Origin of the sequence: Mesorhizobium sp. M4B.F.Ca.ET.017.02.2.1 (assembly GCF_003998955.1) — a bacterium.
Classification (GTDB): domain Bacteria; phylum Pseudomonadota; class Alphaproteobacteria; order Rhizobiales; family Rhizobiaceae; genus Mesorhizobium; species Mesorhizobium abyssinicae.
Genome location: NZ_RZOF01000187.1, coordinates 1 through 12,107 on the forward strand (window position 1 = coordinate 1; position 12,107 = coordinate 12,107).

Consider the following 12,107-nt stretch of genomic DNA (forward strand, 5'->3'; position numbering starts at 1 on the left):
GCGATCGCGTCATAGGCGACGCCGGAGATGACCGCGCCGCCGGTCGACAGCGATGCCTCCCTGATGCCCGGAATGCGTATCGGCAACGGCACGGTGACCGGCAGGTCGAGAAACGGCGTGGCGCCCTTCACGAAGCCCAAGGGCGAGGCGTCGATGTCGCGATAGGCGACCGAAACCGCCTGGTAGATCTCCGCCTGCTCCAGCCTTCGGCTGCCGGCCGAGCCCAGCGAGACGACGAGATCCGGCAGCGCGTTTTCCAGTTTCAGCCTGGCAAGCTCGGCGCCCAGCCTGATCCCGGCCTCGACCGGTCCGACGCCGGTCATCAGCGGCGTGAACAGTTTCCTGAGGTGCGGGCCGTATTCGGCCTCCACGGCCATGACGAAGAGAACGTCGCTGCCGGACAGACGTGACACTTTGACGGTCATGACGGCCCTACCCCCTGTTTGTTGCCACTACGAAGGGAAAGGACAATGTGCCCTCGCCGCCTCCCGGCCTTCGCTATGGCTCCGGGCGTTCGTCGCTCGAAAAGCCCATTTGGGGGCTTTTCGTCCGCTGCGCGGACCGCTCCTCACCCTTCGATCCCGTCACGTCCGACGACCGTCATCATCGTGCCGGTCATGGTGGCGATCAGCTTGGCCTCGCCGTCGGCGGCAAAGGCATAGGCCTGGCCATCTGCAACGACGATGGTGCGGCCGGGCTTGGTCACCGAGCCGCGGAACAGGAAGCGCTCGCCCCTGCCCGGCGCCAGCAGATTGACCTTGAACTCGATGGTCAGCACGCTGGAATTCTGCGGCAGCAGCGAGAAGGCCGCATAGCCGCAGGCCGAATCCAGCGCCGTCGAGATGACGCCGGCATGTAGGAAGCCATGCTGCTGGGTGAGCGCCGCCGAATAGGGCATCTCGATCTCGATGATGCCGGGCGTCACAAGGGTCAGTTCGGCGCCGATGGTCGTCATCGCCTGTTGCCGGGCGAAAGAAGTCCGGACGCGATCCTCATAGTCCGGAGCGGGTACGATCTTTGCTGCCATGGCCATCGCCCTTGTTTCCTGGGAAAGCTTATTGCAGAGGCACGCAGCGCAGGCAATCTCTTATGTTGCAGTGCAACAATGCCGCCGCGCGGCCGTTCTCACCGGCCTGATCCCGCCCTGCGCAGCGCACAGACATAGAAGCCGTCGGTGCCGCTCAGCGCCGGCGACAGCGAGACACCACCGTCGCTGCCCAGGCGCGCGGCGGCCGGATGGCCTGGAAAGCGGCTGTCCCAGAGCTTGCGGTGGTCGACCCGCGTGAAATCACCGTGGCGCGCACGAAACGCCGCGACCTGGTCGCCGTTCTCGGCGTCGAACACCGAGCAGGTGATGTAGACCAGCAGGCCGCCCGGTTTGACGAAGGCCCTGGCCGCGTCGAGGATTTCGCTCTGCTCGCCCCGGCGCTGGTCGAGCTGCCTTTGCGTCAGCCGCCATTTGGCGTCGGGGCGGCGTCGCCACGTGCCGCTGCCGGTGCAGGGCGCGTCGACCAGCACGATATCCATGTGGTTTGACAGCGGGGCCAGCTCGGCCGGCTTGCTGACGATCTGAATGTTGCGGTTTTCCGAACGGCGGATGCGGTCGAAGATCGGCGCCAGCCGCGCCTTTTCGGCGTCGTGGGCGAAGATCTGGCCTGTATTGCCCATCTCGGCCGACAGCGCCAGCGTCTTGCCGCCGGCGCCGGCGCAATAGTCGAGCACCTGCATTCCGGCCTCGGCGCCGGCGAGCGCCGCGACGATCTGCGAGCCCTCGTCCTGGACCTCGAACCAGCCCTTCTGGAAGGCAGGTTCGGCCTGGACATTCGGATGCCTGCCGTCGCCGTCGATCGGCGGGATGCGGATGCCTTGCGCGGCAATGCTGGCCGGTGCCGCACCCGTCCCGTCGAGTTCGGCCAGCACCCTGGCCCGGTTGGCCTGCAGCGTGTTGACCCTGAGGTCGAGCGGCGGGCGGGTGGCGAGTGCCGATCCTTCCGCGACCCAGGCCTCGCCGAAAGCCTGCTCGAACATCGGCACGCACCATTCGGGAATATCGGCGCGCACCGCATCCGGCGCGTCGGCCGGCCGGCGGTCGGCAACCGCCTTGAGCTCGGTGTCGCTCAACAGCGGCGGAGCGAACTTGTCGCCTTCGAGGGCGTCGTTCAGCGACTGCGCCGTCTGCCTCCATTCGAGCAGAAGCGCGCCGAAGCCGATGGCGCGCGGCGTGTCCTCGCCGAGCAGCCAGCCGGCGGAACGCTTGCGGCGCAGCGCGTCGTAGACGATGTTGCCGATCGCGGCGCGGTCACCGCCGCCGGCGAAGCGATGCGACAGGCCCCAGTCGCGCAGTGCATCGGCCACCGGCCGATGACGCCGGCCAATGTCCTCCAGCACTTCGATGGCCGCCGCCAGCCTTCCGCCCAATCGCATTCTCTTGTCTTCCGTTTTCCGAGCAAATTAATTCCGCCCTGCTCTTAGAGCCTTTCATACCCGATTTGAACCAACTCAATTTGCCGGCGGCCGGAGCAATCCCGGCGAAGGCTGCGAGTTCTCGACAAACCGGGCATCCGCCAGCGCGAACGGAACAATTCATCCAATATATGAAAGCTCTCTAATGCGTACGACTGGCGGGCACAAGCATGCCGTGTGGAGCAAGCGCTCTGCTTTCCAAGGTTTCAGGTTGCGAATACTCTTTTGGCTGTGATTCGCGACGCAGGAAAAGCGGATTTGCGGATCGATACGAGGAGAGGGCAATGAAGACTTATCTTGCGGAAGTTCTAGGCACTTTTCTGTTGGTGTTCATCGGCACGGCTTCTGTGGTCACGGGCGGCTTTGGCGGCGCGCTGCCGCTCGGCCAGGAAGGCATCGGCCTGGCGTTCGGCATCGGCCTCATCGCGGCGGCCTATGCGATCGGGCCGATCTCGGGCGCGCATCTCAATCCGGCGGTGACGCTTGGCGCCTTCCTCGCCGGCCGGCTGCCGGCAAAGGATGTCGTTCCCTACTGGATCGCGCAGATCATCGGCGCCATCATAGCCTCGCTGGCGCTGTGGATCATCGTCTCCGGCCAGGTCGGCGGCCACACCGGCGGCTTCGGCGCCAATGGCTGGGACGAGGCGAAATGGGGCGTCAGCTCGGCCTTCCTGTGGGAGCTGATCGGAACCTTCACCTTCGTCACCGTGATCCTCGGCGTCACGGCGCAAAACCACAGCACGACCTTCGCCGGGCTGGTCATCGGCCTGACGCTGGCCGGGCTGCACTTCGCCATCATCCCGGTCACCGGCACCTCGCTCAATCCGGCCCGCTCGATCGGTCCGGCGCTGTTTTCGGGCAGTGCCGCGCTCAGCCAGCTGTGGCTGTTCATCGTCGCGCCGCTGATCGGCGGCGCCATCGCCGGCGTCGTCGCCAAGGCGCGCATCTTCGAAAAGGAGTGATTTTCGAAGCCTGAGGAAAAAAGGCGCGGGGCTGGCCCCGCGCCTTTTCTTTGCAGTGAATGCTTGGCGTCAGGCGATCTCGAAGCGGTCGAGGTTCATCACCTTGGTCCACGCCTTGACGAAATCTTTGACGAACTTCTCCTTGGCGTCGCCCGAAGCGTAGACCTCGGCCAGCGCGCGCAGCTGCGCGTGCGAGCCGAAGATCAGGTCGGCGCGGGTGCCGGTCCACTTGACCGCCTTGGTCTTGCGGTCGCGCGCCTCATAGACGCCGTCTGAGCCCGAGGCCGGGTCCCAGATCGTCGCCATGCTGAGCAGGTTGACGAAGAAGTCGTTGGTCAGGGTGCCCGGCCGGTCGGTGAACACGCCATGCTTCGACTTGCCAGTGTTGGCGCCAAGCACGCGCAGGCCGCCGACCAGCACCGTCAGTTCGGGCGCCGTCAGCGTCAAAAGCTGCGCCCGGTCGACCAGCAGCGCCTCGACCGAGAGCACCTGCTTGCCCCTGGCATAGTTGCGGAAACCATCGGCGACCGGCTCGAGCGCGGCGAAGGAGACTATGTCGGTCTGTTCCTGCGAGGCATCGGTGCGGCCCGGCGTGAACGGCACCTTCACGTCATGGCCACCGTCCTTCGCCGCCTTCTCGACGGCGGCGACACCGCCGAGCACGATCAGATCGGCGAGCGAGACTTTTTTCCCGCCGGCATTGAACTCGGCCTGGACGGCCTCGAGCTTCGCCAGCACCTTCGCCAGTTCGGCCGGCTGGTTGACCTCCCAGTCCTTCTGCGGCTCAAGGCGGATGCGGCCGCCGTTGGCGCCACCGCGCTTGTCGGAACCGCGGAAGGTCGAGGCCGAGGCCCAGGCGGTCGAGACCAGCTCGGAGACCGACAGGCCGGAGGCCAGGATCTTCGCCTTCAGCGCGGCGATATCCTGTTCGCCGACCAGTTCGTGGTCGATCGCCGGGATCGGATCCTGCCAGATCAGCTCTTCCTTCGGCACGAGCGGGCCGAGATATCGCACGACCGGACCCATGTCGCGGTGGGTCAGCTTGAACCAGGCGCGGGCGAAGGCATCGGCGAATTGCTCGGGATGCTGGTGGAAGCGCCGCGAGATCTTCTCATACGCAGGGTCGAAGCGCAGCGAAAGGTCGGTGGTGAGCATGGCCGGGGCATGGCGCTTCGACGAATTGTGCGCGTCCGGAACGGTGCCGGCGCCGGCGCCGCCTTTCGGCGTCCACTGGTTTGCACCCGCCGGGCTCTTCGTCAGCTCCCATTCGTAGTTGAACAAATTGTCGAAGAAGTTGTTGCTCCACTTGGTCGGCGTCGTGGTCCAGGTGACCTCCAGGCCGGAGGTGATGGCGTCGCCGGCAATGCCGGTGGCATGCTTGCTCGACCAGCCGAGGCCCTGCGCCTCGATGCCGGCGCCTTCCGGCTCGGCGCCCACCAGCGCCGCATCGCCGGCGCCGTGCGTCTTGCCGAAGGTGTGGCCGCCGGCGATCAGCGCCACGGTCTCTTCGTCGTTCATTGCCATGCGGCGGAAGGTCTCGCGGATGTCGCGCGCCGCGGCGAGCGGATCCGGCTTGCCGTTCGGTCCTTCCGGATTGACGTAGATCAGGCCCATCTGCACGGCGCCAAGATGGCCGCTGAGTTCACGATCGCCGGAGTAACGCTCGTCACCCAGCCACTTGGCCTCGGAACCCCAATTGACGTCCTGCTCGGGCTCCCAGACGTCGGCACGGCCACCGGCGAAGCCGAAGGTCTTGAAGCCCATCGATTCCAGCGCGACGTTGCCGGCGAGGATCATCAGGTCGGCCCAAGAGATCCTGCGGCCATACTTCTGCTTGACCGGCCAGAGCAGGCGGCGCGCCTTGTCGAGATTGGCGTTGTCCGGCCAGCTGTTCAGCGGCGCGAAACGCTGCTGCCCGGCGCCGGCGCCGCCGCGTCCGTCGCCAATGCGATAGGTGCCGGCGCTGTGCCAGGCCATGCGAATGAACAGCGGCCCGTAATGGCCAAAGTCGGCCGGCCACCAGTCCTGCGAATCCGTCATCACCTGGTGCAGGTCCTTGACCACCGCATCGAGATCCAGGCTCTTGAATTCCTTGGCGTAGTAGAATCCTTCGCCCATCGGGTCCGAGAGGTTCGACTGCTGGTGAAGAACGCCGAGGTCGAGCTGGTTCGGCCACCAGTCACGATTGGTCCTGCCGGCGGATCCATGCGGCACGGGGCATTTGCCCGCGCTGTTGTCGTCGGTTTTCGCGTCCATCTTACTCTCCGATTTTTACCGAGATTTGATTTTTCACCAGGGGCGGCCAACGGCCGCGCCAATCTGGAACGATTCCAGACTAGGCCGGCTAGGTGATAAAGACAAATTGCCTTTCCTGTTTTTTCCGATAGGATTTTCTTATGATTGGCCTCACCGTGCGGCAGATGCAATATTTCGACGCGCTGGCGCAGACGCTGCATTTCGGCCGCGCCGCCAAGCTGGCCGGCGTCAGCCAGCCGGCGCTGTCCTCCCAGATCGCGGAGATGGAGCAGCGGCTGAGCTGCCGTCTGTTCGAGCGCGGCGGCAAGACGGTGCGGATGACCGACGAGGCGCTGGCCTTGCAGCCACGCATCGAGCGCATCCTCGCCGATATCCGTGACGTCGAGACGACGGCGCGGCGCGGCCGCCCCGCAATGGAAGGACGCTTCCGGCTGGGCATCATCCCGACGGTCGCGCCCTATCTGCTGCCGCATGCGTTGCCGGAACTGAGGCGGCACTTCCCGGTCTTGCAGCTCGAACTGCGGGAGGCGGTGACCGCGTCGCTGGTCGACGACACTGCCGCCGGGCGGCTCGACGCGTTCATCGCCGCCCTGCCGCTCGACCATCCCGGCTTGGTCAGCGAAGAACTCTTCCCCGACCGTTTCTTCCTTGCGGTGCCGTCAGGCGATCCGGCCTTCGCCTCGCCGCCGGTGCCCCCGGAAAGCCCGGCGCTGGAAAGGCTGATGCTCCTCGAGGAAGGCCACTGCCTGCGCGAGCAGGCGCTGGCCGTCTGCGGCAGTGTGCGGCCGGTGGCGATGGCGAGCTACGGCGCCACCAGCCTGACGACCCTCTTACAGATGGTGGCGCATGGATTGGGCGTGACGCTGGTCCCGGAGATGGCGATGCGGCCCGCCGGCACCATTCCCGACCTCAAGATCGTGCCGTTCCAGGAGCCGATGCCGCAGCGCATGATCTGCCTTGCCTGGCGCCGCAACAAGGCGCGGCACGACGAATGCGTGGAACTGGCGAAGATCATTCGCGGGCTGGATCAAGCGGTGTTGGCCGCGTGAGGGTGCGCCGACTACGCTGCCATCCCAGTTTCTCGGCAATCGCATAGCGCTTCAGAAAGGCCTGCGACCTGCCGGTTCTTACCAAAGCCTCTCACGGCACAAATATCAGAAATACATAGGTAAAAAACACCACGACATGGACCATGCCGGTCAGGAATGTGGTTCTCTCGGTGCTGAAGCTGATGCTGCATACGAAAAGCGCCAGGACCATAAGGACCGCGTCAGCCGCCGGGAGCCCCAGGGTCAGCCCTCGTCCGGTAAAAAGACTGGCTGCCGCGACCGCCGGTATCGTCAAGCCAATTGTGGCGCAGGCAGAGCCCATCGCGACATTCAGGCCGCGCTGCAGCTCGTTGTTGAGGGAAGCACGGACCGCCGAAATCGCCTCCGGCATCAGAACCAGCCCCGCGATCAATGCCCCGACAATGCTGTCGGCCTGGGTCACCTCGTAGGCAACGAGCGTGTCTTCGACACTCGCGGCGACCTGCTCGGCCAGCATGACAATTCCGATCAGCCCGACGAACAGCAGCAGGGCGCTGGCGTAGACGCCTTCATGGGGGGCGGTTCGGATCGGAACCTCGTGGGCCTGTGCTTCGATGAAGTCTTCCCGATGGCGGACGGTCTGCGCGAACACAAAAGCCGCATAAAGCAGCACGGAAAGCACGCTGACAAAGCCGAGCTGAGCGGCTGAGAACGTGCCGGGATCGGTGGTCCGCGTGTAGGTCGGCAGAACAAGCGTCATGACGGTCAGCGCGACCAGAACCGCCAGATAGGCGCTGGTCCCCTGGCGAACGATCGCCTGCTTGCGATGACGCCAGCCGCCAAGCACGAGACAAGTGCCGACAACGCCGGTGGAGGTAATCATCACCGTCGAGAAGACGGACTCACGCGCAAGCGTCGGGTTGTTCTCTCCATGCAGCATCATCGACACGATGATCGACACCTCGATCGCCGTCACGGCAAAGGTCAGCACCAGCGTGCCGTAAGGCTCGCCCACCCGCCGAGCCACCGCCTCGGCATGCTCGAGCACCACGAAAATGGTGATGAACATGATCGCGCTCGAAAGCGCTCCGACGAGGATCCTGACGCCCGGCGACCCTACGTCCACGGAGAGCCCGCTGGCCCTGACCGCGACGGCCATCGCCAGGGCGGCCAAGGGCATCGCGTAGGACGTTACCGATCGTCCGAAACCTGTCATCCGAGCCCCCGAACGCCACGCGTTTCCGCGAACTTAGCGGAAAAGCGCGGCGGGGGCACCTCTCACAGGCATCTTTGCCCTGCCAAGCGCACCATTCAAAGCACGATTGAGGCCTGGGCACCGTTTTGCGCATCGAATGTCTCGATGGCCTTGCGAACCGCCCCACAAAATCGTTCCAGAAGTTCCAACTCGCTCCCCAGTCGACGGCGCAACGACAAGGGCACTTCCAGCTGTGCTCCTTTCCCCGTCAAGCCTCGGTTGACGATGTTCAAATCCTGGATACCTGGAAAGGGATGGTTGTCCTTTTGCGTCTGGAAGTCGGCCTCCTGCAGACGCCAGGCTATCTCCGAAACCAACGCGGCGTCCTTGCCGCCGAGGTAAACTGTCGAGGGATCGTCCCGATCCTGACGACCGTGGATGGCGACGACCGTGGACTTGGTCCGCAACAGTTCCAGCGCGGTTGCCTCGTCAAAGTTCCTGGATGTTATGTGCAGCTCTCGGTTGCTTTCCGGCATGAGCCCTTCAAAGCAATACATGTCGAGATCGCACCCTGCTATTGTCTCGGTGATCAGGGAAGTGCGGGGCTCGATCTTGCCGCCATGCGGGGCCATGACGATCGCACTGCCGGTTCGCGCTCCGAGCCGGACGACTATGCGATAATCTATGTTTTCGGTTTTGGCGGCCTTCAGCGCCGCGAAATTCGGAAACTCGTTGTCCATAAATGCCGTTTCACGCCGTCTTCTGCACCACCAAACCCAGTTCTTCGATCATCGTGTCGCGCATCAGGAATTTCTGCGGCTTGCCGGTGACCGTCATCGGCAGTTCGGTGCGGAAGCGGATATAGCGCGGCACCTTGTAGTGCGCGATCTGGCCGGCGCAGAAGGCCTTGATCTCCTCCGCGGTGGCGATCTGGCCGGGCTTCAGCACGATCCAGGCGCACAGCTCCTCGCCATATTTGTCATCGGGAATGCCGAACACCTGCACTTCCTTGACCTTGGGATGGCGGTAGAGGAACTCCTCGACCTCGCGCGGATAGACGTTCTCGCCGCCGCGGATGACCATGTCCTTGACCCGGCCGACGATGTTGCAATAGCCCTCGGCGTCGATGGTGGCGAGGTCGCCGGTGTGCATCCAGCCGTCGGCGTCGATTGCCTCGCGGGTCTTTTCCACGTCGTCCCAATAGCCCTTCATCACCGAATAGCCGCGCGTGCAGAGTTCGCCCGGCGCACCGACCGCGACCGTGGCGCCGTCGGCATCGACGGCCTTGACCTCGACATGCGGCTGGATGCGCCCGACGGTGGAGACGCGCTTTTCCAGCGGATCGTCGACGCCGCTCTGGAAGGAGACCGGGCTGGTCTCGGTCATGCCGTAGGCGATGGTCACCTCAGACATATGCATCAGCGACACAACCTTCTTCATCACCTCGATCGGGCATGGCGAGCCGGCCATGATGCCGGTGCGCAGGCTGGAGAGGTCGAAGGACGAAAAATCCGCATGGTCGAGCATGGCGACGAACATGGTCGGCACGCCATAGAGGCCGGTGCAGCGTTCCTGCGCCACCGCCTTCAGCGTGGCGCCGGCATCGAAGCCTTCGCCCGGGAACACCATGGTGGCGCCCTTGGTGACGCAGCCCATCGTGCCCATCGACATGCCGAAGCAGTGATAGAGCGGCACCGGGATGCAGAGCCGGTCGTCGACGGTGAGCTTGATCGCCGAGGTGACGAAATTGCCGTTGTTGACGATGTTCAAATGGGTCAGCGTGGCACCCTTCGGCGCGCCGGTCGTGCCTGAGGTGAACTGGATATTGATCGCCTCGCCCGGCTTCAGCCCCTCGGAGATGCGGTCGAGGCTATCGTGCTCGTCGCGCCCGGCCATGGCAAGCACGTCACCGAAATTGAACATGCCGGGCGAATTGTCCTCGCCCATGCGGATGACGATCTTCAGCGCCGGCAGCTTTTTCGCCTTGAGCTTGCCGGGTTCGGCCTTGGCGATCTCGGGCGCGAGCGTCTCGATCATGCCGAGATAGTCCGACGTCTTGAAACTGGCGGCCGTGACCAGCGCCTTGCAGCCGACCTTGTTCAGCGCATATTCAAGCTCGGTCAGCCGGTAGGCCGGATTGATGTTGACCAGGATCAGGCCGATGCGCGCGGTGGCGAATTGCGTCACCAGCCATTCCCAGCGATTGGGCGACCAGATGCCGACGCGGTCGCCCTTTTCAAGGCCAAGCGCCAGGAAGCCGGCAGCCAGGGCATCGACCGTGTCCGACAGCTCGCTCCAGGTGAAGCGCTTGTCCTGGCCGACGAAGACGGCGGCGTCGAGCGTGCCGTATTTGCTGACCGTGTCGGAAAACAGTTCCGGGATGGTCTTGTCGAGCAAGGGCACCGAATGGTCGCCCGAGACATGCGCCTTGCCATCGACCGGGGCAATAAAGGTGCCCCTTGCGCTGCGCCCGCGCAGATTGGTGGCGTTCATGAGCTCGTCGAGTTTGATCGCCATCGCCGTCTCCTCCCGGGATTAGCCGAGCCTATCAGTCGACGGCGGCGGTGGGAACTGGCCGATGGTATGGAGGGCAATCGCCTGAGGCTCGAATGCCCGTCACGGTGATTATGTTTCGATATGTTGGCGCTGCCTGCCGGGCATTTCTCCCCGTACGGTGACGGGGAGTAAGGGCGCGTCGCCGAGGGGCGGCGCCGACCTCGGTTGCTATCCGTTCACGGACGCCATCTTCGCCGCTATGTCGCGCAAGACGGCTTGGTCCGCTGCTCCACGCGTCTTCCTCGACGCCACAAGGCACGCCTGCGATCGCAGCACGACGCCGTCGGCAAGCACCTTGAGGTGGTTGGCGCGCAACGTCGAGCCGGTGGTGGTGATGTCGACGATGACGTCGGCCAGCCCTTGCGCCGGCGCGCCCTCGGTGGCGCCCAGGCTCTCGACGATCCGATAGACCTGGATACCGTGCTTTTGCGAAAAGAACTGCTGGGTGAGCCGCCAGTATTTGGTGGCGATCCTCAGCCGCCTGCCGTGGCGCTGGCGGAAGTCGGCGGCGACATCGTCGAGATCGGCCATGGTCTCGACGTCGAGCCAGATGTCGGGCACCGCCACCACGACGTCGGCATGGCCGAAGCCGAGGCGGGCGACGATCTCGGCGCGCGCTTCCCAGTCGGCCAGGTTTTCGCGCAGCAGGTCCTCGCCGGTGATGCCGAGATCGACCGAGCCCTGGCCGATCTCGCCGGCGATCTCGGAGGCCGACAGGAAGGCGACCTCGACGGCCTCCATGCCCTCGATGCGGGCGCGGTATTTGCGCTCGTCGCTGGGCAGGCTGACGGTGAGGCCGGCCTTGGCCAGCACGTCCAGAGCCTGCTCCTTCAGCCGGCCCTTCGACGGGAGCGCGAGCGTGATCATTTGGCCTTCTCCCGCAGCGCCTCGATGCGGTCGAGCCAAACCGAGAAGCCGACGCCGGGGATCGGCGTCTTCGCGCCGAGCAGCGTCAGCAGGCGGTCGTAGCGGCCGCCGCCGGCCAGCGGCCTCTCCACGCGCTTGGCCGCGATCTCGAAGACGAGGCCGGTATAGTAGTCGAGCGGACGGCCGAAAGCGGCATCGTAGTGGATATCCGCCGTTGGCAGGCCGTGAGCCTCGATCGCTCTGGCGCGGGCGGCGAAATTGTCTAGCGCCGCGCCCAGGGAAAGGCCCGCGCCGGAAGCGAAGCTTTCCAGCGCCTGCGCCGCATTGTTAAGCGGTACGTCGATCGCCAGAAACCCTTTCAGCGCCGAGAACGCCTCGTTGGACAGCCTGACGCTGCGCAGCTCGGCCTTCTCGATCAGCCGCCGCGCGATGTCGGAAGGCGAGCGGCCGGCCGATGCCGACAGGCCGGCTTCCTCCATGCCGCCGGCGATGTGAGCGGCAAGACTCTCGACGTCGCCGTCGAGCACCAGTGTGGCGACCGGGCCGGAAAGCTGGCTGTTGCGCGGCGGGTTGGCGAGGTCGGCCAATGCCGCCTCCAGCATCGGCGCCGAGCCGAAGGCCCGCGCCAGCCGCATGCGCCAGCCGCGCGGCAAGCCAAGGGCTGCCAGCACCGCCTCGAAGACGGTCTGGTCGCCAAGCGTGACGGCCAGCGCCTGGCCTGGCAGCGCCAGCGTCAGCAGCGCGTGCGCGTCGGCCAGCGAGCGGGCGTCGGCGGCCGCC

The 12,107-nt window shown here is 65.2% G+C and carries 12 protein-coding genes; 3 read left to right on the top strand and 9 right to left on the bottom strand.

Annotated elements, in window-relative coordinates; genetic code table 11:
- The 3 genes from EN738_RS20925 to EN738_RS20935 form a co-directional block, all read right to left on the bottom strand.
- Nucleotides 1-425 (bottom strand): 5'-methylthioadenosine/S-adenosylhomocysteine nucleosidase (locus EN738_RS20925; RefSeq protein WP_127285368.1); only part of this gene is annotated, 425 nt, incomplete at its 3' end.
- A gap of 143 nt (nt 426-568) precedes the next feature.
- On the bottom strand, nt 569-1,027 hold the full coding sequence (locus EN738_RS20930; RefSeq protein WP_127285378.1) for a PaaI family thioesterase: 459 nt from the start codon (nt 1,025-1,027) through the stop codon (nt 569-571).
- A 98-nt stretch (nt 1,028-1,125) separates the two neighbouring features.
- Nucleotides 1,126-2,424: an RsmB/NOP family class I SAM-dependent RNA methyltransferase gene (locus EN738_RS20935; RefSeq protein ID WP_127285369.1), complete on the bottom strand. Its 1,299-nt coding sequence runs from the start codon at nt 2,422-2,424 to the stop codon at nt 1,126-1,128.
- Nucleotides 2,425-2,747: 323 nt separating this feature from the next.
- Here EN738_RS20935 and EN738_RS20940 point away from each other — a divergent pair, with 323 nt between their 5' ends.
- Nucleotides 2,748-3,425: an MIP family channel protein gene (locus tag EN738_RS20940; RefSeq protein ID WP_127285370.1), complete on the top strand. Its 678-nt coding sequence runs from the start codon at nt 2,748-2,750 to the stop codon at nt 3,423-3,425.
- 69 nt (nt 3,426-3,494) lie between these two features.
- Here the strand turns inward: EN738_RS20940 and katG are convergent, their stop codons facing one another.
- On the bottom strand, nt 3,495-5,681 hold the full coding sequence (gene katG, locus EN738_RS20945; RefSeq protein ID WP_127285371.1) for a catalase/peroxidase HPI: 2,187 nt from the start codon (nt 5,679-5,681) through the stop codon (nt 3,495-3,497).
- Between the two features lie 140 nt (nt 5,682-5,821).
- Here katG and EN738_RS20950 point away from each other — a divergent pair, with 140 nt between their 5' ends.
- Complete coding sequence (locus tag EN738_RS20950) at nt 5,822-6,730, top strand: hydrogen peroxide-inducible genes activator (RefSeq protein WP_127285372.1); 909 nt, start codon at nt 5,822-5,824, stop codon at nt 6,728-6,730.
- A 91-nt stretch (nt 6,731-6,821) separates the two neighbouring features.
- Here the strand turns inward: EN738_RS20950 and EN738_RS20955 are convergent, their stop codons facing one another.
- Entirely contained in the window at nt 6,822-7,778 is a 957-nt protein-coding gene (locus EN738_RS20955; protein ID WP_245493312.1) for a calcium:proton antiporter, read from the bottom strand.
- On the opposite strand from EN738_RS20955, the gene EN738_RS36780 reads away from it, so the two are divergent.
- The gene (locus tag EN738_RS36780) at nt 7,771-7,896 is read left to right on the top strand and encodes a hypothetical protein (protein ID WP_281034316.1); all 126 of its coding nucleotides are present in this window, start codon (nt 7,771-7,773) and stop codon (nt 7,894-7,896) included. The genes EN738_RS20955 and EN738_RS36780 overlap by 8 nt on opposite strands.
- A 124-nt stretch (nt 7,897-8,020) precedes the next feature.
- Here EN738_RS36780 and EN738_RS20960 read toward each other — a convergent pair whose 3' ends face one another.
- From EN738_RS20960 to EN738_RS20975, 4 genes are all read right to left on the bottom strand, one after another.
- Nucleotides 8,021-8,644, bottom strand: a complete 624-nt coding sequence (locus EN738_RS20960; RefSeq protein ID WP_127285374.1) for a poly-gamma-glutamate hydrolase family protein — start codon at nt 8,642-8,644, stop codon at nt 8,021-8,023.
- A 10-nt stretch (nt 8,645-8,654) separates the two neighbouring features.
- Nucleotides 8,655-10,421: an AMP-binding protein gene (locus EN738_RS20965; RefSeq protein ID WP_127285375.1), complete on the bottom strand. Its 1,767-nt coding sequence runs from the start codon at nt 10,419-10,421 to the stop codon at nt 8,655-8,657.
- A 207-nt stretch (nt 10,422-10,628) separates the two neighbouring features.
- On the bottom strand, nt 10,629-11,327 hold the full coding sequence (gene hisG, locus EN738_RS20970; protein ID WP_127285376.1) for an ATP phosphoribosyltransferase: 699 nt from the start codon (nt 11,325-11,327) through the stop codon (nt 10,629-10,631).
- The coding region (locus EN738_RS20975) for an ATP phosphoribosyltransferase regulatory subunit (RefSeq protein ID WP_127285377.1) at nt 11,324-12,107 on the bottom strand (784 nt) is incomplete at its 5' end. The genes EN738_RS20975 and hisG, both read right to left, overlap by 4 nt.